At 43.6% G+C, this 26,407-nt stretch carries 26 protein-coding genes; 12 read left to right on the forward strand and 14 right to left on the reverse strand.

The features are described from left to right. The first annotated feature begins 28 nt into the window (after positions 1-28). The 5 genes from WA1_RS23760 (at position 29) to WA1_RS23775 (ending at position 5,617) form a co-directional block, all read left to right on the forward strand. Complete coding sequence (locus WA1_RS23760) at positions 29-808, forward strand: DUF928 domain-containing protein (protein WP_017740056.1); 780 nt, start codon at positions 29-31, stop codon at positions 806-808. 248 nt (positions 809-1,056) lie between these two features. Beyond that, entirely contained in the window at positions 1,057-1,536 is a 480-nt protein-coding gene (locus WA1_RS23765; RefSeq protein WP_017740055.1) for a M10 family metallopeptidase C-terminal domain-containing protein, read from the forward strand. Between the two features lie 236 nt (positions 1,537-1,772). Then, positions 1,773-5,009: a two-partner secretion domain-containing protein gene (locus tag WA1_RS23770; RefSeq protein WP_066612994.1), complete on the forward strand. Its 3,237-nt coding sequence runs from the start codon at positions 1,773-1,775 to the stop codon at positions 5,007-5,009. Then, positions 4,997-5,224, forward strand: a complete 228-nt coding sequence (locus tag WA1_RS53130) for an element excision factor XisH family protein (RefSeq protein WP_081402927.1) — start codon at positions 4,997-4,999, stop codon at positions 5,222-5,224. Before WA1_RS23770 ends, WA1_RS53130 begins: the two co-directional genes overlap by 13 nt. Positions 5,225-5,233: 9 nt before the next feature. Further along, complete coding sequence (locus WA1_RS23775; protein ID WP_017740052.1) at positions 5,234-5,617, forward strand: XisI protein; 384 nt, start codon at positions 5,234-5,236, stop codon at positions 5,615-5,617. 252 nt (positions 5,618-5,869) lie between these two features. Here WA1_RS23775 and WA1_RS23780 read toward each other — a convergent pair whose 3' ends face one another. Beyond that, on the reverse strand, positions 5,870-8,551 hold the full coding sequence (locus tag WA1_RS23780) for a CHAT domain-containing protein (RefSeq protein ID WP_081402928.1): 2,682 nt from the start codon (positions 8,549-8,551) through the stop codon (positions 5,870-5,872). 30 nt (positions 8,552-8,581) lie between these two features. After that, entirely contained in the window at positions 8,582-11,920 is a 3,339-nt protein-coding gene (locus tag WA1_RS23785) for a two-partner secretion domain-containing protein (protein WP_066612997.1), read from the reverse strand. Between the two features lie 437 nt (positions 11,921-12,357). Here WA1_RS23785 and WA1_RS23790 point away from each other — a divergent pair, with 437 nt between their 5' ends. The 3 genes from WA1_RS23790 to WA1_RS23800 are packed head-to-tail and all read left to right on the forward strand — an operon-like array spanning position 12,358 to position 13,797. Next, the gene (locus tag WA1_RS23790) at positions 12,358-12,804 is read left to right on the forward strand and encodes a TMEM165/GDT1 family protein (protein ID WP_017740049.1); all 447 of its coding nucleotides are present in this window, start codon (positions 12,358-12,360) and stop codon (positions 12,802-12,804) included. Positions 12,805-12,859: 55 nt separating this feature from the next. Beyond that, positions 12,860-13,159, forward strand: a complete 300-nt coding sequence (locus WA1_RS23795; RefSeq protein ID WP_017740048.1) for a TMEM165/GDT1 family protein — start codon at positions 12,860-12,862, stop codon at positions 13,157-13,159. Positions 13,160-13,215: 56 nt separating this feature from the next. Continuing rightward, positions 13,216-13,797 (forward strand): Uma2 family endonuclease, encoded by a 582-nt coding sequence (locus tag WA1_RS23800; RefSeq protein ID WP_017740047.1) that lies wholly within the window; start codon positions 13,216-13,218, stop codon positions 13,795-13,797. Positions 13,798-13,925: 128 nt separating this feature from the next. On the opposite strand, the gene argJ is transcribed toward WA1_RS23800, so the two are convergent. The 6 genes from argJ to WA1_RS23825 all read right to left on the reverse strand — a co-directional run bounded on the left by argJ (position 13,926) and on the right by WA1_RS23825 (position 20,023). Beyond that, entirely contained in the window at positions 13,926-15,167 is a 1,242-nt protein-coding gene (argJ, locus tag WA1_RS23805) for a bifunctional ornithine acetyltransferase/N-acetylglutamate synthase (RefSeq protein ID WP_017740046.1), read from the reverse strand. Next, entirely contained in the window at positions 15,089-15,292 is a 204-nt protein-coding gene (locus WA1_RS57205; protein WP_158516683.1) for a hypothetical protein, read from the reverse strand. Before WA1_RS57205 ends, argJ begins: the two co-directional genes overlap by 79 nt. Positions 15,293-16,076: 784 nt before the next feature. Beyond that, positions 16,077-17,558, reverse strand: a complete 1,482-nt coding sequence (gene gatB, locus WA1_RS23810; protein ID WP_017740045.1) for an Asp-tRNA(Asn)/Glu-tRNA(Gln) amidotransferase subunit GatB — start codon at positions 17,556-17,558, stop codon at positions 16,077-16,079. Between the two features lie 107 nt (positions 17,559-17,665). Next, positions 17,666-18,166: a HugZ family pyridoxamine 5'-phosphate oxidase gene (locus tag WA1_RS23815; RefSeq protein ID WP_017740044.1), complete on the reverse strand. Its 501-nt coding sequence runs from the start codon at positions 18,164-18,166 to the stop codon at positions 17,666-17,668. A gap of 67 nt (positions 18,167-18,233) precedes the next feature. Further along, a complete protein-coding gene (locus tag WA1_RS23820; RefSeq protein WP_017740043.1) occupies positions 18,234-18,695 on the reverse strand; it encodes a DUF4383 domain-containing protein in 462 nt (153 codons plus the stop codon). A 350-nt stretch (positions 18,696-19,045) separates the two neighbouring features. Beyond that, a complete protein-coding gene (locus WA1_RS23825) occupies positions 19,046-20,023 on the reverse strand; it encodes a Rieske 2Fe-2S domain-containing protein (RefSeq protein ID WP_017740042.1) in 978 nt (325 codons plus the stop codon). A gap of 107 nt (positions 20,024-20,130) precedes the next feature. Between WA1_RS23825 and WA1_RS23830 the strand changes: the two genes are divergently transcribed. Further along, positions 20,131-20,775, forward strand: coding sequence for a TetR/AcrR family transcriptional regulator (locus tag WA1_RS23830; RefSeq protein ID WP_017740041.1), 645 nt, complete (start codon positions 20,131-20,133; stop codon positions 20,773-20,775). A 275-nt stretch (positions 20,776-21,050) separates the two neighbouring features. Here the strand turns inward: WA1_RS23830 and WA1_RS53135 are convergent, their stop codons facing one another. The 5 genes from WA1_RS53135 to WA1_RS53140 form a co-directional block, all read right to left on the reverse strand. Further along, positions 21,051-21,272, reverse strand: coding sequence for a hypothetical protein (locus tag WA1_RS53135; RefSeq protein ID WP_081402929.1), 222 nt, complete (start codon positions 21,270-21,272; stop codon positions 21,051-21,053). Between the two features lie 517 nt (positions 21,273-21,789). Next, on the reverse strand, positions 21,790-22,854 hold the full coding sequence (pstS, locus tag WA1_RS23835; RefSeq protein ID WP_033334497.1) for a phosphate ABC transporter substrate-binding protein PstS: 1,065 nt from the start codon (positions 22,852-22,854) through the stop codon (positions 21,790-21,792). A gap of 285 nt (positions 22,855-23,139) precedes the next feature. After that, positions 23,140-23,301 (reverse strand): hypothetical protein, encoded by a 162-nt coding sequence (locus tag WA1_RS57210; protein ID WP_017740037.1) that lies wholly within the window; start codon positions 23,299-23,301, stop codon positions 23,140-23,142. Between the two features lie 26 nt (positions 23,302-23,327). Continuing rightward, positions 23,328-23,519 carry a hypothetical protein gene (locus WA1_RS23840; RefSeq protein ID WP_017740036.1) on the reverse strand — a complete coding sequence of 64 codons (192 nt, stop codon included), beginning with the start codon at positions 23,517-23,519 and terminating at the stop codon, positions 23,328-23,330. A gap of 254 nt (positions 23,520-23,773) precedes the next feature. After that, positions 23,774-23,911 (reverse strand): Hsp20/alpha crystallin family protein, encoded by a 138-nt coding sequence (locus tag WA1_RS53140; protein ID WP_017740035.1) that lies wholly within the window; start codon positions 23,909-23,911, stop codon positions 23,774-23,776. Positions 23,912-24,523: 612 nt separating this feature from the next. Between WA1_RS53140 and WA1_RS23845 the strand changes: the two genes are divergently transcribed. Together WA1_RS23845 and WA1_RS23850 are read left to right on the forward strand one after the other, a co-directional pair. Next, entirely contained in the window at positions 24,524-24,748 is a 225-nt protein-coding gene (locus WA1_RS23845; protein ID WP_017740034.1) for a hypothetical protein, read from the forward strand. Beyond that, positions 24,739-25,161: an NUDIX domain-containing protein gene (locus WA1_RS23850; protein WP_017740033.1), complete on the forward strand. Its 423-nt coding sequence runs from the start codon at positions 24,739-24,741 to the stop codon at positions 25,159-25,161. The genes WA1_RS23845 and WA1_RS23850 overlap by 10 nt, the downstream gene beginning before the upstream one ends. Here the strand turns inward: WA1_RS23850 and WA1_RS23855 are convergent. After that, positions 25,130-25,501, reverse strand: a complete 372-nt coding sequence (locus tag WA1_RS23855; protein ID WP_017740032.1) for a MerR family DNA-binding protein — start codon at positions 25,499-25,501, stop codon at positions 25,130-25,132. The genes WA1_RS23850 and WA1_RS23855 overlap by 32 nt on opposite strands. Between WA1_RS23855 and WA1_RS23860 the strand changes: the two genes are divergently transcribed. Then, positions 25,501-26,406, forward strand: coding sequence for an SDR family oxidoreductase (locus WA1_RS23860; protein ID WP_017740031.1), 906 nt, complete (start codon positions 25,501-25,503; stop codon positions 26,404-26,406). The genes WA1_RS23855 and WA1_RS23860 overlap by 1 nt on opposite strands. Position 26,407: the final 1 nt, after the last annotated feature.

Below are 26,407 nucleotides of genomic sequence, written 5' to 3' on the forward strand. Positions count from 1 at the left end.
TACAACATCAGCATTTGGACACTTAATTATGAAACTTGCTGGCGTTATCCCTGTGATACTCCTTTGTCTTGGGAGTTACCCCCCACAACTACAAGCACAAGTTGCCCAGCCGACTCAGACTCCTACTGGGAATACACAAAAACGCCTTGAGAAATTGAAATTTCCACGTAGCGGCGCACCCACTGGGCGTCGTCAAGGAGGGGCAAGGCGTAATGGCTGCCCAAACCTGAATCAGTCTGTGACTGCCTTGGTTCCAGGTGAGAGAACTGTGAATAATGAATCAATATCTTTCGTCGCATTGACAGTCTCTGAGTATCCAACCTTTTGGGTTTATGTACCTGAGTTACCTGCAAATTTACGTTCTGGAGAGTTTATATTTCAGGATGAAAAGGGTAAAAATATCTACAAGACAGCTTTGAAGCTGCCCGATCGCTCTGGTATCATTGGTATCACCTTACCGCAAAATCCGCAGTATGCTCTCAAGCAAGATAATAAGTATCAATGGTACTTCAAAGTATATTGTGGCGATCCGGAAAATACATCTGATTATTATTATGTAAAAGCATGGGTACAGAAAGTCGCTCTCAGCCCAAACCTTGAAAATCAGTTAAAGCAATCAAAACCAGAATACACTGCCTATGCTGTTAATCAAATTTGGCAGGATGCCCTAACCAATTTAGCCCAGTTGCGTCGCACCAATTCAGGTTCGTTAGTACTGGCACAAGATTGGAATAATTTGTTAAAAGCTGTTGGTTTGGAAGAATTTGCAACGGCAGCGATCGTGCAACGTTATACTTTGGAAAGATAATCGTAATTTCGCTGAAGCAGTGGATAAACAGGTGTCAAGTTTTGTAGTTTAACCTAGTGGTCCGCCACATTGAATTTGAGGGGTGATGAACAAACCGCAAAGACGCAAAGAGCGCGAAGGAAGAGAAAAAGAAGATGAGTCTGAACATCGTTTTACCCATCAGAATTAATGTGGTGAACTACTAGATCACCTCTGAATATTAGTCGAGATAAACAGTTAAATCACTAAATTATTAGGAAGTAACGAAGATGACAATAATTCACGGCACCTCTGGAAACGACAAAAACGATAAGAAATTAATAGGGACTGAATTAGCTGACAAAATATATGGCTATGAAGGCAATGACGAGTTAATAGGAGGCTCAGGTAACGATTACTTAGTTGGAGGACTTGGTGATGACATTCTCACTGGTGGTGCGGGTAAAGATACCTTTGTCCTTTATTACTCAGGTGGCGGTATTGATACCCTGACAGACTACACAGTTGGCAAGGATTTGATTAGTATTACTTCTGCTCCTAATAGACCGTCAATCGATCTACTAACGCTTGGAACAACAAAAAACTTTGCACCACCTGATAGTTATTTGAACTACAACGCAACCACTGGTGCTCTATCTTATCTTACGCAACCTAATCATTGGCAACAGATCGCCCAGCTACCTACTGGACTTGATTGGAATAAGGTTATAGATGATATCAACGCTAGTTCAACGCCAAAGGTGAAGTAGTTTTCACAGCCGATGCACCCACCACCACGCCTCGCAGTTCCTGGCGAAAATCAGTTGAATGCCGTACTTAGATTTTCATTTAATGAAGTTTTATAAAGAAATAGCGGATTTTGTATAAAACTCATACTCCTAAAGCTGAGAAGAAGACAGATGTGCCTTTGAGTACCACTAGATGTGGTTTACTTTATACTGGTGCAGCATAATCGTTCAGCAACTAAAACGCTTGAGGAGGTGCAATGTCCGGGATAAGTACTCGTTGGGGTTGGTTATTAGGGATTGCGATCGCTGGTGGGTACGCTTTCTGGACAAATTGTGCTTGTGCTCAAGTTACTCCCGATAGAACTCTACCCAATAACACCAATGTCACACAAGCGGGAAGCACCAGCATTATCACTGGAGGAACACGAGCTAGTGGCAACTTGTTCCACAGTTTTGGGGAGTTTTCCGTTCCTAGGAGTGGCACTGCTTTCTTTAATAATGCTGTGGATATTCAAAACATTATCAGTCGGGTAACGGGTGGGTCAGTATCTAATATTGATGGGTTAATTAGTGCTAATGGTGCGGCTAATTTATTTCTGATTAATCCCAATGGGATTATTTTTGGACGTAATGCAAGATTGGACTTAGGAGGGTCGTTTTTGGCGACTACAGCCAATGCGATCGGGTTTGGCGATCAAGGTTTTTTCAGTGCTTCCGCTCCAAATACTCCTGAACTGCTCACAGTAAATCCTTCTGCGTTTTTCTTTAATCAAATTGCTGCTGCGCCGATTCAAAATAACTCAGTTGCGTTAGCAGGAAGAGATTTATCAGGATTTCAGGCATTTGGTCTACGTGTTCCAGATGGGCGGAGTTTACTGCTATTAGGTGGCAACATTAACATGAATGGTGGTCAACTAAATGCTTACGGTGGTCGAGTCGAGTTGGGAGGATTGGCAACTCCTGGGACTGTCGGGCTTGGGGTAGATGGTAATAATTTGAGCTTGAGCTTTCCTGATAATGCAACGAGAGCAGATGTGTTTCTTACCAATGGCGCTAATGTACGTGTAGATGCTGCTGGTGGCGGTAGTATTGCAGTCAACGCCCGCAATTTAGATATTTTAGGAGGAAGTACCCTGATTGCTGGCATCGGGCAACGTTTGGGATCAGTTGATAGTCGGGCGGGAGATATTACCCTCAATGCAACAGGGGAAATAAAAGTTGTAGGTGTAGGGAACGGAGTCCTCAATATTGTGCAATCACAAGCAGTAGGCAATGGGGGAAATTTGACAATTGACACCCAACAGCTGCTCGTGCGAGATGGGGCGCAGGTAAGTGCTGGCACTTTTAGTGTGGGCAAGGCGGGGAATTTGACTGTTAATGCCTCTGACTCTGTACTATTAATTGGTCGCTCCGCCAATGGTCTACTTCCCAGCGGTTTGTTTACTCAAGCTACCCCAAATGCGGCAGGGGCGGCGGGAGATTTGTTAATTAACACTCCTACGTTGCTCATTCAGGATGGAGCACAAGTAGTTACTAGCACGTTTGGTGCGGGTAAGGCGGGGAATTTGACTGTCAATGCCTCTGACTCTGTGCAATTGGTTGGTACCTCCGCCGATGGTCAGTTTCGCACTAGCTTGTCTGCTAATTCAGCAGCAGGAGATGCGGGAGACCTAATGATTAACACTCCTACGTTGCTCGTTCAGAATGGGGCGCAGGTCAGTGCTAGCACCTTTGGTGCGGGCAAGGGAGGAAATTTGACTGTCAATGCCTCTGACTCTATACAAGTGATTGGTACCTCCACCGATGGTCGGATTAACAGCGGCTTGTTTACTCAAGCTGACTCAGATGCAACCGGAAATGCGGGAAACCTAATGATTAACACTCCTAAGTTGCTCATTCAGGATGGGGCGCAGGTCAGTGCTAGCACGTTTGGTGCGGGCAAGGGAGGAAATTTGTCTGTCAATGCCTCTGACTCTATACAAGTGATTGGAGAATCTACCGATGGTCGGTTTGCCAGCAGCTTATCTGCTCAAGCTAACCCAAACGCAATCGGAGATGCAGGAAACCTAATGATTAACACTCGTCAGCTGCTGGTGCGGGATGGGGCACAGGTTAGTGCTGGCACTTTTGGTGCAGGCAAAGGGGGGAGCTTAACTGTCAATGCCACTGACTCTGTGCAAGTGATTGGTCGCTCCGCCGATAATCAGTTTCCTAGCAGCTTATCTGCTCCAGCTAACCCAACCTCAACAGGGAATGCGGGAGATTTGACGATTAAAACTAATACTTTGCTAGTGAAAGATGGGTCACTGGTCAGTGCTAGTACATTTGGTGCGGGCAAGGGGGGAAATTTAACTGTTGATGCTAAAGATGTGCAATTGATTGGTACAAGTGCCGATGGTCGGTTTTCCAGTGCCTTGAGTGCTTCTACAGAGTCAACAGGGAATGCAGGTAATTTGACAATTAAAACTAATACCTTGCTGGTCAAAGATACGGCACAAGTGATTTCTGGTACAAGTGGTTCGGGCAATGGCGGAAATTTAAGCGTTGATGCTCAAGATGTGCAACTGATTGGGACAAACGCTGATGGTGAAGTTGTCACTGGCTTGTCTACTTCCGCACAGTCAAACTCAACAGGGGATGCAGGAGATTTAACGATTAAAACCAATACCTTGCTAGTGCAAGATGGAGCGGGAGTAGGCGTGCGAAGTTTCGGAACAGGAACCGCAGGCAAAATGACAGTAAATGCTCGCTCTATCCGTTTAAACAACAATGCCTTACTCACCGCTAATACACGAAGTGCTAAAGTTAACCCAAATAGGGAACAGGCGACAATCAACATTAACTCACGAGATTTGATAATGCGCCGTGGCAGCAACATCAGAACCAACGCAACAGGAGAAAATGTCATCGGCGGCAACATCAATATTGTCACTGATTTCCTCATTGCTGTTGAAAATAGTGACATCAGTGCCAATTCTGCTAACTTCCGTGGAGGGAATGTGAAAATTAATGCTCAAGGTATTTTTGGTACACAGTTCCGAGATATGGCATCTGATAGAACAAATGACATTACCGCCACTGGAGCAAGTCCTGAGTTCAGTGGCACTGTGGAACTGAATACACCCGATATTGATCCCAACAGTGGCTTGGTTGAGTTGCCAACAATACCAGTTAATACCGAAGTTGCTCAAGGTTGCTACAGTCCGAATTATGCCCAAAGCAGTTTCATCATCACTGGACGTGGTGGTTTACCACCCAACCCTAAAGACGTTCTGACGTCTGATGCTGTAGAGCTAGATTGGGTGACTCTCAACCCAAACATTGACAACTTTAAGAGTCCATCTGTTTCCACAAATCCAACAAATCCCACACCAGAACCTATCGTTGAAGCGACTGGGTGGGTGTTCAACGCCAAAGGTGAAGTAGTCTTTACAGCCAATGCACCCACCTCGCCTCGTAGTTCTTGGCAAAAACCAGTTGAGTGCCGTACCTAAATTTTAGCTCAACATCATTCCTCGTTCAAGATGGAGCCGCTAAAATCCAATACATTCATTACCGAATGGTTCTCAAGCACCAACGCCTCGATCGCATTCCTTATCTTGCAGTGCCCAACACCATTTATCAGCAACACTTCAGCAACCCATTTTTTCAAGATAGTCTAAAAGAAAATCAGATAAAGAAAGCTAATTGTGAATGCCATAACACATGAGGTCGATCAATGGATACCAAATCCAGAAAGCTAACCAATCCCACTGCGGTAGATTCTCAAAATCTAGTTGAGCCAAGTTCACAAGAAACATACCGTCAGATCATTACAGATATATTTTCCATTCATGCCAACACACCAGATGTTAACCCACACGTTCAAACCATAACTGTATTTGATTTCCTACATGACCACTATCAACTATTGCGAATGGGGTGGACAGACTCTCACAAGCGCATTTTCAACCCAATTCTTCATCTCGATATTATTGAAGGTAAAGTCTGGATTCAAGAAAATCGAACAGATATCGATATCGGTGAAGAACTTTCCTCAAGAGGCATTCCGAAATCCGACATTGTTTTAGGACTGCACCCGCCTGAGGGTGCGACCCTATAACTCAGAGTATTCAATCACTTAATGCACATTGAAATTTCTAACGACATCGTAGATGTTACGCGCTCCTTGGTCTTCTATAAGTTGCCCTTGGAGCTACTTGAATTTAAGATTTACCCTCACCCTAGCCCTCTCCCAAAGGGAGAGGGGACAAGAATTCTAGCTCCCGAATCCCTTTGGGAGAAGGGTTGGGGATGAGGGAATTCATACTGTTATTCAGCAAGCCCTACTTACAGTTCAACTACGAATTATTTGTCATAACCAATTCCCCAACAACACATAAGGTGCCCAATGATACGGACTATTATCCTTGGCAAAAACCGTAAGTTGAGCATGCTGGAGTGCTTCAGCTTTAGTCACCCCTTTCTGTAACTGTCGGTAAAACTCGCTCATTACATCTGCGGTAGACTGGTCGTCCACTGACCATAAACTTGCCAAAGTACTGCGTGCGCCCGCCCGCACAGCCATTCCAGCTAATCCTAATGCTGCTCGCCTGTCTCCCAGGGCGGTTTTGCAAGCACTCAGGACAAGTAATTCGATGTTGCTTGACCTGCTCAAGTCGCTCACTCGCAGTAAACTATCAAATTCCTTGACTTTGAGCAGTTTATCCCAAGTGAGAATAAAGGTTTTTTCCGGATCGGAACTGAACTCACCATGAGTTGCTAAATGGACTACTGAAAACGGATCTGATTGTAGTTGCTTTTGCAGGTTCGTTTCGGTAAACTTCTGATTTAGCAACTCTTCACTCCTGGGTACCTCAGACTTGATTTCTTTTAATTCCCTTGGCACATTTTGCAATGCAGGAAAGCCAAAGCGTTCTTCGCCCACTCCCGCAGTTAAAGCATTTAGCCGTACTTGCTGCAACGGTTTGGGGTCAAAAAGTCGCAAACCAGGGGTGAAAGCGATCGCATATTTCTCGACCAGATATGTCTGCTGCTGTTTATCGTAGAGAACCCCCATTGGGATATTCTGCAACGAACTATCGAGTACAAACACTAAGGTTTTGATACCACTCTTGGTTAATTCTGCTTGTGCTGGTCGAATTAACCAATCATATATCTCCTGCGACTTCTCCTGAACCTGAAAAGTTCCCGCCACATCCAGTAAGCTTTTCCGCAAATCTTGTACGGTGCGTTCCACTTTCTCCTGGGGTATGACCGTTGTGTATTTACGAAGTTCCTTTTGTTCAGACATCGTGAGAATAACTTCTATGCGGTCTGGTAAAATAATTGGATATATAATTGCCGCTTTTTTGTCTTGCTGAACCATAGTATCAATTTCGACTCTGGTTTCCACGCAGGGTGAGCGAAAGAAATTGTTTAGTTCCGCTAGTTGAAGCGATTCAATCACATTACGAGCTTGCGTGAGATTGTATTGTATAGATTCAGGATTTCCCTGACTTTGCAAACGCAAATCAACTAACTCCCGGTACACAGGTTCCACACTTTCCCGGAAGGAAAACTGAATTTCTGGATTGGCGACTAGATCGCTACGCAGGGATTCAAGGGTTTTGAATGCTTCATCGTATGCCGCGATCGCTCCTGGAATATCTCCTTGAGCTTTCAGTAAACGTCCCAACTGCCATTGCCACTGATAAGCAATGTCCTGTGACTCAAGAGTTTCGGCTATAAGCAGTGCTTGCTTGGTCAGGTTTTGTGCTTCAGATAACTGCTTGGTTTGTTCGTACAATCCGCCTAGAGTCCCGAGTGCATAAGATTCTGCTCGCTGGTCTTTTAAGCTTCGCGCCTGCTCGATAGCGGTGGATAATATCTGAGCAATATCCAGCCATGAGGGGTTGTTGGCGCTACTTTTCTCTTTTAATTGTGTTAAATTTTCAGCAAAATTAATCCAGGTATATACTGAATTTCTGCTAGGAGACAACTTGCTTATTTCTGGTTGAATTTGAGATACCAAAGCCAACGCAGCAGGAATTTGCTCTTTTTCCACAAGTAAGCTGAGTTGATTCAGTTGTGCCTGAATGCGCGTGGCGGGTGGTGCAACAACAGCAGCTTGTTGGTAATATTTTAATGCATCTCGAGTTTCTTTTTCAGCCAAGGCTTTATTGTTTAGGCTGAATTGAGTTTTCCCCTGGGCGAGAGCCGTGTTACCTAAACTAAGCAAAGTATCGCCAGTTGCTGTTGATGATTGTATTCGCTGTGCAACTGCTAAACTTTGCTCTAAGACCTTTCTAGATGTATCTAAATCACCAACGACTCTGAGGATATTACCAAGACTCCGCAGTCCTGTGGCTTTGAGTGGAGAGTCTGGATGGCTTTCGAGGGATTTCTCAACCTCATCTAAAATCTTACTAGCCTGACGGTAAAGACCCAAAGCTTGCATCGCTTGAGCCGTGTTAATGCGGTTGCGGGTTAACGTCGCCTCATTGCCTATTTGCTTGTAAATCTTTGCAGTTTCCTGCCAAGTCGAGAGCGCTGCTTGAGTTTGTCCCTGTGCTAATTGTAACCGCCCTTGCACATCTAGAGCTTGGGCAAAGATGGCAGAACGCTGTTTTGAATTGTCGCCATTTTTTAGGAGATTCAAACTTTGGGTAATTGCTTTTTCTGCTGGAGTCCACTGTCCTAGTTGTTGATACACTAGGGAAAGATTGCTTAAAGTCATAGCTTCATTGAATTTATCCCCACGGGCTTTAAAGGTAGCAGCAGCTTGTTCCAAAACCTTGACCGCTTCAGCAAACCGTCCAGTCTCATACAATGCTTTGCCTTGTTGCACAGATTTTTCGTTTTGAGCCGTGCTACTTGATGCCGTTTGGGTAGTAGAATTAACCGCTACAACGGTGGCTAAAACTGGTGAAACGACTGTGCAGAGAAACGCGGTAAGCAGCACCAGTAAACACCGACTTAGCCAACCCTTATGCGATCGCCTAGATATCAAGAAGGATTGTATTGTATAGAAACACACAAATATTTTTCTAGCCATGTTCTTTCCGTACAGAAGGATTTTGAAGATTTAGTTTTCACGACAGTGGGTTTGTGATTGCCAAGAACTCTGGTGTTGTGTTGAGACTTGGGCTGTCAATATCACTTCGCCTTTGGAACCCAATACCCAGTTAGTGGCTTCAATTATTGGGGATGGTGTGGTAGTATTTAGATTGGTAGAAATATTTGTGCTAGAGTTTGTGTTTAATTCAAGGTTAAGTGTTACCCAGTCTACTTCCATAGTTTCGGGTGTAAGAATGTCTTTGGGGTTGGGGGGTAAGCCGCCGCGTCCAGTGATGACGAAACGGCTTTGAGCGTAGTTCGGGGAGTTGCAACCTTGAGCGACTTCGGTGTCAACTGGTACTGATGGTAAGTTGATTAAGGCGCTGTTAGGGTCGATTTCAGGTGTGTTAAGTTCTATAGAGCCGTCTACGCCAAATTCTGAACTGGCAGTGATGTCACTCAGAGAGGTTGGATTTTGCCGTGGTTGAATGCCATAGATGCCATAGGCTCTAATATCCACTCTACCGCCTTCGCCTGTGTAAGCATTAGCAGTGATGTCGCTGTTTTCCCTTAGGACAGCAACGATGAAGCCCGCCGGTGCATTGATAGTGATGTTACCACCGTCTCCACCAGCCCCTTCAGTGCCAGCTGTGGTAGATATCCGACTGTCGCGGCGCAGCAGCAGTAAATCCCCTAGTTGCAGTGTAATATCGCCGCCATTTCCCGACCTAGTTGTGGCTGTAATAGCTCCTTTGTTGTCCAGCTGGATAGAGCGAGCTTGGACTGATAGGTTGCCTGTCGATCCTGAACCTTCACTGCTGACAGATACTCTAGCCCCATCCCGGACAGTCAACTTTCCAGTTCTAATGTTTATATTATTGGCATTACCAGAACTGGTGGTTCGAGCCGTCAAGAGGCTGGGGCGCTGACTTTTAGTTGAGATGCCTATCAGTTCTACCGACTCCTTTGCGTTTACTGTTAAAATACCCGCAGAACCCTCACCCAAGGTACTAGATCCTATCTGTGCCCCATCCCGGATGCTTAACCGCCCCGTTTCCAAAGTTAAATTACCACCAGAACCCGTGGCTTCTGGCTGGACCGAAGTAAACAAGCCGCTGGAACCCGGACCATTAGCTGAGGTGCCAATCAGTTCCACTGACTCCTTTGCGTTCACTACCAAGTTGCCCGCATCTCCTGTGCCAAACGTCACAGTTTTTGTTTGTGCCCCATCCCGGATGCTTAACCGCCCTGTTTCCAAAGTTAAATTGCCGCCAGATCCTGTGGCTCCTACGGTTGAAGTAGACAAGCTGCTGGAACGCTGAGCATTAGCTGAGGTGCCAATCAGTTCTACTGATTCCTTCGCGTTCACCACCAAGTTGCCCGCATCTCCTGTGCCAAACGTCGTAGTTCCTATCTCTGCCCCATCCCGGACACTTAACCACCCCGTTTCCAAAGTTAAATTGCCGCTAGCACCTGTGGCTCCTGGCTGGGCTGAAGTAGACAAGGTGCTGAAACTTTGACCATTAGCTGAGGTGCCAATCAGTTCTACTGACTCCTTCGCGTTCACCACCAAGTTGCCCGCATCTCCTGTGCCTAATGTCACAGTTTGTATCGATGCCCCATCCCGGATACTTAACCGCCCCGTTTCCAAAGTTAAATTGCCGCCAGATCCCTTGGCTCCTAAGGCTGAAGTAGACAAGGCGCTGGGAAGACCATTAGCTGAGGTGCCAATTAGTTCAACTGACTCCTTCGCGCTCACCGCTAAGTTGCCCGCATCGCCTGTGCCAAATGTCGCAGTTTGTATCGCTGCCCCATCCCGAACGCTTAACCGCCCCGTTTCCAAAGTTAAATTGCCGCTAGCGCCCGTGGCTCCTGGCTGGGCTGAAGTCAGTAAGCCGCTAGGACCCAGAACATTGGGTGTGGTGCCAATCAATTCCACTGACTCCTTCGCTTTCACCAGCAAGTTGCCCGCATTTCCTATGCCAAATGTTATGGCTTGTATCTGTGCCCCGTTGATGACATTTAGTTTATTTGTTTCAATAGTTACATCTCCAGACCTCCCAGTTCCTGTTGTTACAGATGCCAATGCACTAGGCATCTCCAAAGAATCTACAGCATTGATTGCCACATTTGCTGTTCCCACAAGTTCTACGGACTTTGGTGCAGTCACGTTCAACTTTCCTGCTGCACCTCTGCTAATGCTACTAGATGCTACCTGTGCTCCATCCCGGACAATCAACTTGTCCGTATAAATCGTTATATCTCCTGCCGAACCGGAGTTTAAAGTTTCAGTAAACAAGCCGCTTTGAATTTGATTATTTGGATCGGTTCCCATTAATTCCACAGCATCGTCAGCAGCTAAGGTTAAAGTTCCACCCGGTTTTACTCCCAATGTAGAAGCCGCAATCACCGAACCATCAGTCAGTGTAATGCGTCTGCCCCGTACTTGAATATCACCGCTGCCCGTACCACTAACATCTACGGAAGCTGCTTGGGACAGTTGGATATTCCCAAAGTTTTGCACCCCTTGATATCCCAATGCCCAGCCCTTGTTTATTGGGTTCAAACTTACAAAATGACTACCAACTATACTCCCCAACTCAATCCGTCCCGACGTAGCCGTCAGATTACCACCCTCTAGCATTACGTCACCACCTACAAGCGCTAAAGTTTTATCTGGCTGCACTTGTAAACCAACAGGTCTTTGACTTCTATTGAATGTCGTACCTATTACAGTTCCACTTGCATTTCTTTGTGGATCTTGGCTCAGGGAGTTACCTGGTCCTTGCACCAAAATCTTTCCTGAATCCCTCCCAAATTGCAAGCCAATGGGAACACTCACAGTCAGCAGAGGCTTAGTTTGGGTAGCCTTTGCACTAAACTCTGTGCCATCCGCAAACTTCAAACTACTCGCCGTACTCGCTACAAACGAACCCCTAACATCCAAACTAGCATTCCGCCCAAAAATAATCCCATTCGGATTCATCAAAAACAGATTCGCATTACCCAAAACACCAAGTTTCCCAAAAATCTGAGAGGCATCACTCCCCGTCACCCGACTTAAAATATTCTCAATCCCACTTGGATTAGCAAAATACGCCTCTCGTCCTTCTCCGATATTAAATTGTGAAAAACTGTGAAACAGGTTAGCTCCGCGAATCGCTCCGCCATCAATTCTGTCAGCTTGCGGGCTTGTTGGTGTGACTACAGAACTCTCTGCACCCAGCGTATTATCAGCTACAGGCTTGAGTTCTTGAGCGAGAGTAGAATTAAAAGAGAATGCGACTGTCTGCAACACGGCTGCACCGAATGCACATACTGGAGCAATCCCTAACCTCCAGAAGAACCTGCACTTACGAGCATTCATCAAGTAACACCCCCTAGCACTCCTTTGCAGTTACACCAATGTTAAGTAAATCACATTGACTGGTATTCAAAGTCATATCTACCTACTTCTCAGCTTCCTTTACATTAGTTTTATGCAAACTTCACTAATCCTTTACCAAAATTTATTATTTAGTGATAAGAAAAACCCCGCCCAATCATTTGACAGTGCGGGGGTGCTGTAATTGGTGTCGCGGCACCTACTTAGAACTCAGTTTCAAAACACAAGTTTACGCATAATTTGCTAATTCTTTACAAAAGTTTATTAATTTTCCGGAAACCCTGCTGTTGTAAGTGCTTGAGTAAGTAGAAGTTGCTCATTTTTATGCTTTCAGTCACAAGTGACAACTGAATAACGATAAGATAGGTTGCAATTTGTAAAAAAAATTGAGAAAATGAGAAGAATATGAAAATAAATTAGTGACACAAATACCACCCGTGAAACTTGACTCCGCACCGCTCAATCTTTCTCATCTGTCTGAAGCTGAAAGTCAACTAGAAGTTAAACAAGATAAGGATTATCGTTCAGTAACTGCCTTAGTTGAGATTCCACCATCTTTAGTTGTTAACGAACCTCCAAAGCCGCAGAAGGCAATGGTTATCTTTACAACAACCTTTGTGACCATCTTCCTGGCAGAAATAGGTGACAAGACACAGTTGTCTACCTTATTAATAAGTGCAGAATCTCAATCTCCGTGGGTGGTTTTCCTGGGATCTGCGAGTGCGCTTGTTATGACTAGTTTACTAGGTGTTCTTTTGGGAAGTTGGATGGCTAGCCGATTGTCTCCCAAAACTATAGAAAAAGCATCCGGAATCATGTTGCTGTTTATCTCCATCATGCTGTTTTGGGATTTGTTAATACAGTGACCAGTGACCAGTGACCAGTGACCAGTGACCAGTGACCAGTAACTAAGGACAAATAATGGATTGGCATCTTTTAGGATTAAGCTTCATAACAGTATTTCTGTCAGAACTGGGGGATAAAAGTCAGCTAGCAGCGATCGCACTTTCGGGACGCAGTCACTCTCCTCGTGCAGTATTTTTTGGAACGGCTGGCGCACTGCTTTTGACCTCTTTTTTAGGAGCATTAGCCGGAGGGGCTGTGGCAGAGTTTTTACCAACAAGATTGCTGAAAGCGATCGCTGCTATAGGGTTTGCTGTACTCGCTATTCGCCTGTTGTTTTTCAATAATGAGGAAGCCTCAGCTGATACGGAGCGTTGATGATTACCTTGGCTACAATTTCAGATACACCTTAAAGGCTAGTGAGGGCGATCGGCATGACCACAGTGACCAAAAAACTCACCTTTGAAGAATACCTTGCTTATGACGATGGGACGGATAACAGATACGAGCTTGTGGATGGAGAGTTAGTGGAAATGCCACCAGAAACGAAAAGAAATAACTCGATCGCCATCTACTTGCTGTCAAAATTTCTCAAGCTCGTACCTTTAGACCTCATCTGTCACAAAGATACGGAAATTGTGGTAACAGGGAATCGCACTCGCGTCCGCCTCCCAGACTTGATGATCTTAACTGAAGAGTTACGTGCGGCGATTGGTGGCAAACGAGCAACAATTACTCAAGATATGCCATCTCCCTCATTAGTGGTTGAGGTTGTCTCCCCTGGTAAAGTGAACGAAGATCGCGACTACCGCTACAAGCGTTCTGAGTATGCAGCACGCGGAATTCTTGAATACTGGATTGTCGATCCTGGTAACGCAAGAGTTACAGTGCTAACTCTGGTAGAGGGATTCTACGAAGAATCTGTGTTTCAGGGGAGCGATCTCATCACCTCAACAACTTTTCCCGATCTAAAACTGACCGCACTACAGGTCTTGGAAGCAGGCGAAGGGGAATGATACTCAATCCGCGTCTTATACCCTTTGTATAATTTAGTCCGCGCAGGCGGACTTCGTTTGTATAGCTGCGATTTCCAATCGCCCGGTTCAACAGAGGTGATAAAAACGGATTAGATATGAATCCCGTCTTATGTTGTATACTCGGCATTAATTTTCACATAGTCGTAACTGAGATCGCAACCCCAAGCAGTACCGAAACCATTACCATTGCCAAGACTGACAGAGATAAGAACTGTATCCTCTTTTAAATAAGCACCCGATGCAGCTTTTTTCATATACTCGCTTGCAGCAGCGCGATCGAAATCTTGTGGTTGACCCTTCTCCATAAGCAAGAAATCTCCTAATCTAATCTTGAGGTTTTCTTGCTCAAAAGGAACTCCAGCACGTCCAGCAGCAGCGGCGATCCTTCCCCAGTTGGGGTCTCGTCCAAAAATAGCAGACTTGACAAGCGATGAACCTGCAATGGTTTTGGCAACTTGTCGGGCTGTATGTTCATCGTGCGCTCCCGTGACTTGTACCTCCACAAGGCAAGTGGCACCTTCACCGTCACGAGCAATTGCTTTGGCTAAATGCTGACACACTGCTGTGAGCATTGCCTCTAATTTTTCTGCTTCTGTACCCATTTCAGTTATAGCTGGGGTACGAGATTGACCATTTGCAAGAGCAATTAAGCTATCGTTGGTGCTGGTATCTCCATCAACAGTGATGGAATTAAAGCTTTTCTCAGCAGCACGGCTTAACATTTGTTGCCATAGGGCGGGAGACACTGCAGCATCACAAGTGACAAAGGCTAGCATCGTTGCCATGTTGGGATGAATCATGCCAGAACCTTTGGCAATACCACCAATTCGGACAGAGCGATCGCCAATAGTTGTCTCCAGTGCGATAGATTTTGGCACTAAATCTGTGGTGATAATTGCACCTGCAGCAGCATCGGAACCTGTATCGGAAAGGGCGGCAATAAGTTTGGGAATTCCAGCTTTCAATGCATCCATAGGAATGCGTTTTCCAATGACTCCAGTAGAAGCTAAAAGCACCGATTCAGAGGGAATGTTAAGTGCTTGTGCTAGAGCCATTGCAGATTCTAGGGCATCAAACCAACCGTGACTCCCAGTAGCAGCGTTTGCTTGTCCTGCATTGCAAAGAATGGCACGAGCGCTATGCTTAGCTTGCAATTGCTGGCGGCAATAATCTACACAGGCAGCTTTTACCTGACTTGTTGTAAATACACCTGCGGCAATAGCTTCTACATCTGATACTATCAAAGCTAAATCCGGTAGCCCCGAAGGCTTCAACCCTGCTGTAATTCCTGCTGCTTGATATCCTCTAGGTGCAGTGACACCGCCACTAATTTCCTGCCAGTCTGCCATTCCTTTTCCCCCACGACTATAATATTCGCTCGATCGGCGATTATATCAGTGACCAGTGACCAATGACCAGTGACCAGGGAGTGGGGAGTGGGGAGTGGGGAGTGGGGATTAGGAACTAATGACAAAAAAAAAGAGAGCCACTTGGGCAGCTCTCCAGATCATCAGGGTGCATCTGTATATCATTTTATAGCATATCTGGGATGAATGGTCACACCCCTCATTGAAATTTTTACATTAAACATTTTCATATCTAGAACATCGGTCTATTAGTCACAAAGGAGGAAAAAAACCCGGTTTCTCTTTGTGGTCAAGTTTGATATCTCGTATGCTCAACTTGAAGAAACCGGGTTTTTGGGATTACTGGTCACTGGTTAAAAAAATAGGGAAAAAAAAAGAGAGCCACTTGGGCAGCTCTCCAGATCATCAGGGTGCATCTACTTATCACAGTATATCATTTTTGCCGTGAGGGGCAAGACCCCCTATTCAATTTAAATCTAAAAAAAATCTAAAGAAATATCGAGTTGAATAAGCAAAAAAAAAGAGAGCCACTTGGGTAGCTCTCCAGATCATCAGGGTGCATCTACTTATCATAGTATATCATTTTTGTGGTGAGGGGCAAGACCCCCTATTCAATTTAAATCTATTTTTTCTTAAGCTAATCCCGTAATTTTATAAATAAAACTTATGATTTCATCTCTATTATCCTCTTGCTAGAAAATAAATTACCAGTAAAATTGGTTTAGATATAAGAAAAAGAGAGCCACTTGGGTAGCTCTCCAGATCATCAGGGTGCATCTACTTATCACAGTATATCATTTTTGCACTGAGGGGTCTTACCCCTCATGTATCTTTTTATGAAGAAGCTGTAAAGAGGGAGTTAGTTAGTAGCCACTGGTCACTGGTCACTGGTCACTGGTCACTGTTAAGCTTCTTCTCAACCAATTCGTTGGTTAATTTTGGTTCCGCAAGTTTGTTGGTCTTTTTGAGAACTTGCCCGATGAAGAAACCTTTAAGGTTGGTGTTGCCTTTGCGATATTTCTCCAACTCTTTGGGATTGGCAGCCATAACTTCATCAATGATGGCTTCCAGTACGTTAGGATCGCTAATCAGTTCTTTCCCTTTGAACAATTCGTCAGGAGAACGACCATTGAGTAACTCTGGCAAATTCTCTTTGGCTATGGCATTGCTGATTTTGCCTGTTTCAATACGAGTGATAAGATCAGCAAGATTTGCAGGTGTCAGGGCGATTTCAGTAATGCTGAGTTTGTTCTTGTTGAGATAGGCGGCGATATCTTGAGTAATCCAGTTAGCGGTTTGTTTGGCGCTTGCACCTGCTTTGAGCGTTGCTTCAAAAAATTCAGATACCGCATGTTCTTCTGTCAGCACTCGTGTATCGTAAGCAGAAAGTCCCAGTTCGCTTTCATAACGATGGCGCTTTTGTGCTGGTAGTTCGGGGAGTTGAGCACGCCAATTCTCCAATTGCTCTGGAGTAACTTCAATGGGAGCTAAATCGGGTTCGGGGAAGTAGCGGTAGTCGCTAGAACCTTCCTTAACCCGCATACTAATTGTGCGTTGACTGCCCTCTTCCCACAAGCGAGTTTCTTGGATAATACGCTCTCCTGCTTCTACGGCTGCAATTTGCCGTTCAATTTCGTATTCGATCGCCCGTTGAATAGCGTTGAAGGAGTTCATGTTTTTAATTTCTACCTTTGTGCCAAATTCCTTTTGTCCAAAGGGACGCACTGAGATATTGACATCGCAACGTAGAGAACCTTCTTGCATATTGCCATCACTGACGCCAAGGTAGCGTAAAATTCGGCGTAACTCTTGGGCATATTCAGCAGCTTCTTGTCCGGAACGCAAATCGGGTTCGGAAACAATCTCCACTAACGGTACACCCGCACGGTTGTAATCGACTAAAGAATAAGTGGAACCTGAAAGGCGATCGCTTCCTGCGTGGACTAATTTACCTGCATCTTCTTCCATATGCAAGCGCGTAATACCAATTCGCTTGCGGGTGGGGTTACCATCCTTATCAACAAGCTCAATTTCCAACCAACCGTGTTCGGCTATGGGAAGGTCGTACTGAGAAATTTGGTAATTTTTAGGTAGATCGGGATAAAAATACTGTTTGCGATCGAATTTACTGTATTTAGCAATTTGGCAATTGAGTGCTAAACCAGCTTTGACAGCATATTCTAGTACTTTTTCATTAAGGACTGGCAAAACTCCAGGCAAACCCATGCAAACTGGGTCAATGTTACTATTGGGATCAGCACCAAACGCTGTAGAACTCGTGGAGAAGATCTTGGTTTCAGTGCTGAGTTGACAATGGGTTTCCAGACCAATTATTGCCTCGTACTCAGTTTTGACTGGAGCAGAAGAAGTCATAAAATTGCGAATTCTCGTTTTATTTAATCAATCTTTAAGGTCATTGTAGCGGAAGGGTAGGGGGCAGTGACCAGTGACCAGTGACCAGTGACCAGTGACAAATGCCCTCATATCCTGTTTTCACCTGTAATATGTTTTAGAGTGGCAAAGCCATTTGGGTCTACTTCATAGGCAGCACCAAAACCAATAACGAAGCGTCCCGTGTTTGGTGTTAGCTTGAAAATACGAAAATCTGGCAACTCCCGCAACATTTGAATAATATCGCCAAAACGTGCTTCAAAGCGATCGACGATTTGCTGCCAAGAATCGGTATCTCGTTCTATTAAGGTCGCTGTACAGTCAAAGATAAGACGGCGGCGGGCAAAGATTTGTTTAGTTTGTGACTCATCTTCAATAAATAACACGCTTACTGTGGGTACTGCGTGTAAATTTTGAGTGTGGGTAGCAAGACCGCTTACGTATATGTAAATATTTTTGTTTTCATCAAAGACAAACGGAGCGTAGCTAGCATTGGGTATGCCATCTGTGCTGACAGTGGCGATCGCAACACTGAGAAATTGGTCTGTGAAGCCTTGGTATGCAGTAAGGGCAGTTTCAAATTGTGACATGAACAATGAATGAAGAAGTTTCGCTTAAAAGTATGCCAGGTTAGAGGGTTCCCTAGCATACTCTTAATTAAAAGCGGTTGCGCGATCGCCCGCTTGCCATAGAGCGTTCCTGTTCTCTGAGTGTTACAGCATCAGGTGCTTTGAATCCAAAGTAAGCAGCGATTAATGCTGTGACTGCATGAAGCCAAACGTTGTGACCAAATACCGGAATTATGCCGAATACTGTATTGAGAACTGGTAACAATCCCATGATTGCCAGCACTCCATAAAAAACTGCTAAACCGCGTGCATAACTCCGCGATCTAATATAGCGACGGTAGGAAATGAGTCCCCAAACACCCACAGCTATATGTACAATGTTATGGATAACATTGATAGCAAATAATTCCAGTAAGTAACCATATCCGGTCTTAATCAAAACTTCAGGTCCACCAGTACCCGGTGTTGCAACCATACCTGGTATGAAGCCAAAGAGACCTAGCAATACATACACTATGCCGGAAATTAGGGCAAAGTAGCGTACTCCCATAACAATACTCCATGTTTATTTAGATTTTGGGAAACCAGAGGAATTATCGATCCCTGCATTAACTCACTCTGCTTATGACAATAAACATCTCCTGAAATTATTTGTCATTGTATACAATATTTGTAAACACGCGCCATGGCTCGTTTCTACGGTCATTGCGTACAATTTTTACAAAGACTAGCCATGCTTAGTCTCTACATTGTTTTTCGGAGATATCTAATAGTTTCTTTACCCTTAATTTATTTCCAACCTAGGAAGGAATTCAACTACCAAAAGTGAGAATTATTCAGTACACTTCTCAACAGTTAGAGCAGGTCACTGGTCACTGGTTACTGGTCACTGATTACTGGTCACTGGTCACTGACCATTGGAAAATTGTCAAAATTTCGTCGCACCCAATCCATACCGACTTCGTTGTTGAGTTTGATATGCTGTACTGTATTGGTATAGAGTTTGCCCAAAATATCAGCGTCTTGCTCGATAACAATATCAATTAGCCTGAGGAGATTTTTTTTAAGCAGATGGGCTAGGGGAGAATGTGCTTTCATGAACATCAAAACTCCAACACGGGAACGCTCTGCTGATTCTGGAATATAAAAATGACATTCTTTAAGACTGAAAAGCGAACTCTCACCGTGCATGATTCCCAAGCATGGAAAGTAGTTTTCTAAATGAGCTTCAAGTACTTTTGGCAATAACACAAGGGCTGGGTTCTTCAAGATGTCGCGGAGTTTGGGTTTGGTTCTCGGTTGAGCGATATAAGCATGGGAGTGAAATCCGTTATCGATAAACTGTTTGAGTTGGACTTCTTCAATCTCAAATAACTGCCGATGAGTACCATTTTGATGATTGTAGTCATGCATATTTAACAGCAGATTGAGAAAATCCGTCTTGATACTGCGATCGCCTGTCAAACCAATAAATTCATACTCTGCTGCAATTTCATTCATAATTTTTGGGATGGGAATTTTTGGCTCACATCCACCGTATGACCAAATAAAGTCACCCTGAACAATTAACTCTAATGGCTTTATTAAAGATTTGGTGGGCTTGTTGGAACCGGGTAAAACCGTGCAACCAGTGCCATCAAATTCCAGCGCATGAAATGGGCAAGCTACCGTACTGCTACCATCAGGTTTAGTGACACACCAACCTTCTGATAGCATTGCACCCATGTGGGGACAGGCATTCGGCAAGCAGTTAATTTTTTTGGTACTGTCTTGCCAAAGAACGTAATCGTTACCGCACAGCGAAACTTTTACAGGCTTGTTTGGCTTGAGCATAGAGCGATGTCCCAAAAGCCACGGTGCGCCTTGTAGTATTTTCATACAATTTATTACATGACTAACTAATTTTTTAGTTAGTCTAATAGGTTATAGTGAAGACCGTCAAGGACAAATTTATGATGGTGAAAGAAAACCAAGTGTGAGCAGTCATGGTTCAGTTGCGAAAAATAAAGAATCGCCCCGTGCGCGATGCAGAAGTTACTCAACAGCAAATTCTGGATGCAGCAGAACTGGAGTTTGCACGCCACGGGTTGTATGGAGCACGTTTAAGCGCGATCGCTAAAGCTGCGGGTGTGACGACTGCTATGATTCACTACTATTTTGAGAGTAAAGAAGGTTTGTATAAAGCAGTGTTACAGCGTCCGGCGGCTGAACTGGCAACAGAATTTGCTTTACTTAACTTAGATGAGCTTTCACCAACGGAAGCCTTGGGGAAAATGATCGGAGTTGCGATCGCCTATGAAGCCAAACATCCCCATCGGCAAATGCTGTGGTTTCAGGAAGCCAGCCAAAATCGTGGAGAATACATTAAACTGAGTCAACAGAACATGGCTGAAGTTCATTCTTATTTGTTCAAAGTTTTAGAGCGTGGTATTAGAGATGGGAGTTTTCGAGAAGTAGATCCTGCGCTGACTGGGCTTCACATCATTTCGATTTGCATTTTCTATTTCATAGCTCATGAGAATTGGAAGCATCTGACACCAGAGGTCGATCGCCTCAGTCCAGAGATGGTAGAAAAGCATACCAAAGCAGCGATCGAACTTATTTTGGCTGGTGTGAAGAAAATACCATGAACAAAATGCGTTTAAAAAAACCCTCGAATTGATTCGAGGGTTCATGAGGAGCAATTGGAAATCTGTATTGTTTATCGAGCTACCCAATTATTGATTTCTACCAAAGCAATAATTGGTATTTCAAAAAAATTGAAAATTTTACGTTTTAATAAGTTGAACATGGGGCATGAGACCTAAAAAAAGAATTATTTTGATTCTTTTGTTTTGCCGAAACTGGGTGCGATATGGCTGTACTCCGTTAAGCCTCCGGCTTATCGCTATCTTGAAAATAGGGGTCAGGAGAGAACCATTGCCCATTGCCCGTTCCTTGTTCCTTGCCCACTTTCCATTCTCATGGGTAATTTTCTGACAACAGACTCAGAGACTTGACACGCTAATATACATTTTTGACCACTTATGGCTGGCATATCTTGCCAGCAACTACGACAAAACCAGTGAATTTCGTTACTACGAATATGTCGTAAAAGTTGGTCAGAGCAGCAAGGACAGTAATTCATAGTTTATTAAGGTTCTAATATTAAATGTTTTTGTTTGAATTCTTGAATTGCCTGTCCGCAAATCTATAAGAGATGGCGAACAAACTTTTCAAGTTTTAAACATAAATTGCAAATGTGAGGATCTTGTGAGGAAACTCTAACATTGATAAAAAACTATGGAGGATCAAGGCAAAAAAATGAAGTTCTGGCTCCTTCAGCATTTCTCAAATTTTATTAACCTTACCTGAAAGTCAAAGGAGAACTCTGCTGAAGGCGCTTTGCACCCGATCTCCATAACCTAATACGGTTCAGTTAAGGGTCGCGAGGGGAGCACCAAACCCGGTATCTTGGAGATACCGGGTTTCTAAATAACTGCTTAACTGAACTGTATTGCTCCATAACCTTGTTTGGGAACGCTTTTATCAATGGCGAATGATTATACTGGCTTTAACTAGAAATCAAGGCTTTTAATAAATTTTGTCATAAAATTTATCAAAACATCTATAATGCAAGAGCTACTTTTACCACTTTTAACAACCTATGGGGTGGGGCGTTCAGAAATCTTCTTGGCAGCAGATTGTACTTTAGTTACGACTTCATGCGGTAGAGGAACATATCCTAGTTCTGCACTATATTTCTGACCTTTAGTTAACGCCCAGTCAACAAACTTCTTGATGACTTGAGCTTTTTGAGGGTCTTGATATTTTTGATAACTGAGAAGCCAAGTGTAAGTAACAATTGGATAAGACCGAGGATCTGCTGGATCGGTGATGAAAGCAATTAAATTCTTGGAGGGTAATTCTATTTTTTCTAAAGTTTTAGCAGCTGAGTCTAATGTTGGCATTACATAACGACCTGCTTTATTTTCTAAAGCAGCTACAGATAAATTATTTTGCATGGCATAGGAATATTCTACATACCCAATTGTTCCTGTAAGTTGTTGGATGTGAGCGGTGACACCTTCATTACCTTTAGCGCCAATACCGATTGGCCAAGCTATAGCTTTACCAGCCCCTACTTTGTTTTTCCATTCCGGACTGATAGCATTTAGATGTTGCGTAAACACACTTGTGGTTCCGCTACCATCAGAGCGATGTACAACTAAGATTGGTAGATTAGGCAACTTAACTCCCGAATTAACTGTAGCGATTCTCGGGTCATTCCAAGTTTTGATTTTGCCTAGAAAGATATCTGTATAAACTGCACGTGGTAGTTTTAGACCTGTTGCCACATTAGATAAGTTATAGACTACCACTATAGCACCAGCAGTCATTGGTAGAGCGATCACACCCCGTTTAACTTTAGCAGCTTGTTCGTCTGTAATTGCCACATCACTGGCTGCAAAGTCCACAGTACCGTGAATAAACTGTGTGACTCCGGTACCACTGCCAATGGATTGATAGTTGATTTTCACATTCGGATGTTGCTGGTTGTACATGGAAAACCATCCCTGATACAAAGGCGCGGGAAAAGTTGCGCCTGCACCAGTCAAGGACACATTGGTACTGTTTTTACCATCGCTAGTACAGGAAGCAAGACTTAAGGAGACTGCAATTAAGGATAGAAGACAAAACTGTCCTAGAGATCGAAGTTGAGTAGACATAGCACTATTAAGTTCCAATGTGTCGTTATTACTGCATAAAATTGACTGTTTACTGATAATCATCCCTCCATACCACAATTCCCTCTGTCGATAAAATTTTATAAGGTTGGGTGTTCTTGGTGAACAGTTCTTGGTACCTTTGGATGGAAGAGAATTACCAGTTACTCAGCAAAAATTTATTCTGTTTGTTGATAAGCTTATATTAGCTGCTTATTATCTAGTTGCTTGAGGACGAAGTTGCAGTTAAGCTAGAGCTAAGATTCTTTAGTGGGCAATCCCAAGTTTTTAACATATGACCAGTAACCAAGGTGTAGGGTGGGTGTATTCCACGGCTTCTACTCCTTCCAAGCGATTGACAACTTTTTTCACTCTAGTTGCAGATAGTTTTGGTTCTACTGGCGTGTCAGCCTTTTGCAGTGCTTCAGTGAGTTGCAAAACCTCATTCAAGTTTACCTTATCTCGGTTGGCAAATTTTAGCCCAATTTATAAAAGCGGTGATACTGAACACAGTTGTTAGCAATTGAGAACTGGTGTCCATCTTCATTGAGGAAATAGTAACGCTCACCTTTGACCCCTGCAAAATTCACCACCAATTTGTAGCCATTGAGAAACTCAACTTCATAAATTTTGCCAAGCTTGAGTTCATTTGCTTCTACCTGTTCCATATGATAACAACCCCCAGTTCCTCGCACAATTTAGGTCCTGGGGGATTTTTACTCAAATTTTTATTTTGCTTTTTACGACATTGTACTATCATACCAAACCATAACTTGAAAAAATATCAAGATATAGCAATTATATAGCTATCCCATTTAATTTACGAACACTAGGCTCCTACAGAGAGCCAATTTCAACTGGTTTCAGTTTGGATTGCTATATAAAAAAGTTAACTGGCTTGAGAGAGCGATGCCGATTGCTCTTAACCAGTCTGTCCGTTTGCTTGTCTGCTAATAGCTTGCAGATTTGGTTTATTTAAACTAATTGTTACAACTCTATTTTTTTCTTCTTCAGGTTTAGGAAGTGTCAGACACAGTAAGCCGTTGTTATATTCAGGCAAACAATTTGTTCCTAAAGCAACTGGATGAGTTTTTGTTTTGAGTTTAATGTATATCTATTTACAAAATTTTCCCGAATACTTTTTGCTCTTTGAAGAATGGTAATAAAAGGTACGATCGCATACGCATCAAACGATGTGCTAATTCTGATAGCACGTAACTTCACGTATAATTCATAAAATATTTAGGTTTTCGACTAGATCGTTGTCCAAACTGTAAGTGCGATCGCGAAGCGCAAGCCGAAAGAGTGCTTATCGCTTGCACTATAAACCCCCAGTCTTTTCAATTGTTGATTCTGGGAGTCTGAAGCTGCTATCATTAGGATTGCAACTAAAAATGAGGTATACATCTCCTAAAAAGATAATGGTGAAAAACCAGATTAGGAGAGTTCTCTGCAAGAATAGCCAAAGCTAGAAATAGCCAATTTCGAGGGGAATTACGAGCGTTCCTCCCAGATGTTGTATCTGGGAAACAAAATTAAAAAAATACTAAAGGGATGGCTTTTGCCTTCCTTGAACTATGAGCGATTTGGACTTGTAAAGTTTATAAATCGCTTAATGCTTGTGGACTTATTCATTGAAAACAAGCATTTCTAAACATCTAGGAGAGTACATATGTTCGCATCAGATAGGACAAATACGAATCGTTTAGACGGTAGTCATACCAGTTTTGTTAATAATGGCACTCAAGCAAGTATAATTAGCTCCAACAGCGATCGCGGAGTTTTAAGTACAGAGAATCTATTTACTGGAACATTTAGCAGTAGTGTCACTAGCTTACCAGACTTGATCGTAGAAAATGCTAGCAATACTGAAAGGGCGATCGCAAGGTGTATCTGATTCAGCAATTTCGCTATAGTCTTGGGAAAGAAAGCATCGAAGTTATATGCGGTGCAGTTGAAGAAGATGAACCTTTGCAAGAAGCAGCACAACGTGAAATAGAAGAAGAAGCTAGCATCAAAGCATCAGACTTCTTTGATTTAGGTGTCATTGATTTAGATACATCGATTGTTCGTTGTCAGGTGCAGATGTTTTTGGCAAAGCCGTTAACTTTAACAGAAGCACACCAAGAAGGGACAGAGACGATAAAAACACTTCATATCCCCTTAGATACAGCCGTGCAAATGGTAATAGAAGGTAATTTGCCTATTGTTAAGTCTTCAGGTTTCAGTTTCACGCTAACAGGGTTGCCAGGGAGAATTTTGACGATCGCAAAACTTTTCAACCAGACACAATATCAGCCTTACCGATGATTCCATTCCGCTTGGCGGTCAGATAGATTTTAATTTGTTCGAGTTGCTGTATTTTTTCAGAAATTTCTTCGAGTTTGCTGTCAATCACTCGAATTTTTTCATCAGTTGGCATTATATCATTTCCCCACGCTTGGATCAGATACTTAATTTCATTGAGGGTAAATCCTAGAGATTTTCCTTGGGTAATCATCATCAGCCTTTCCACCATCAAGGGGCTAAATTCCTTGTAGGTTCTTGTACCTGCTTGTCGCTCATCTGCATCAATTAGCCCCATTTTTTCGTAAAAGCGAATCGTATCTTTGGACAAGCCTGTTGTTTTAGCCAGTTCACCAATGAGCATTGCAGCTACCTAAAACTTTAAAAATTTACTTGACTGTGGACTATACTCCACAGTCTACTCTAGCAACTGAAAACACAAGAAATTTCTGGAAGTTGATGGCGATGGGTAAAACTGTGCTGATTACAGGTGCTTCAAGTGGAATTGGCGAAGCAACTGCTAGGTATTTTTTGCAAAAGGGTTGGAATGTTGCAGCTACCATGCGTTCACCTCGTGAGTTTGTAGAGGCAAAGGATTCAAGGATTATCTATCCACATTTGGATCTAACGGTTCCTGAAACGATTACTTCTGTGATCGCAAAGACATTGGCGCACTTTGAGCGCATTGATGTGTTGGTCAATAATGCCGGATATGCCCTGATGGGACCCCTTGAAGGAGTAACGCAAAAGCAACTCGAACAGCAGTTTCAAACCAACGTGTTTGGTCTGGTCTCCACCATACAAGGAGTGCTGCCCGTGTTGCGCCAACAGGGCGGTGGTACGATCGTTAATGTGACTTCAATTGGAGGTCGTCTTGCTTTTCCGCTAACCGCTTCTTACCATGGCACAAAATGGGCAGTTGAGGGGATTTCTGAGGCGATTCGCTATGAGTTAAGACCTTTTGGGATTCGGATCAAAATTATTGAACCCGGTGGAATTAAAACGAATTTCATCAATCGTGGGAGTACTTGGGCAGTGCATCCCGAATACACGGAGATGGCGAGCCGAATGAAACAGTTTAGCGAGAAAGTGAATGACTCTTTACCAGAACCAGAAGGTGTTGCCAAAGTCATTTACCGAGCCGCAGTTGACCGCTCTCCAAAACTACGCTATTCACCTTACGGTCAAACATTTCTGTTATTACACGCCCTGCTCCCTGATTGGATGTGGAGATCGCTCGTTGAAAGAATGATGTTGCGTAAACGCTAAA

The sequence above is a fragment of the Scytonema hofmannii PCC 7110 genome (assembly GCF_000346485.2).
Lineage (GTDB): Bacteria > Cyanobacteriota > Cyanobacteriia > Cyanobacteriales > Nostocaceae > Scytonema > Scytonema hofmannii.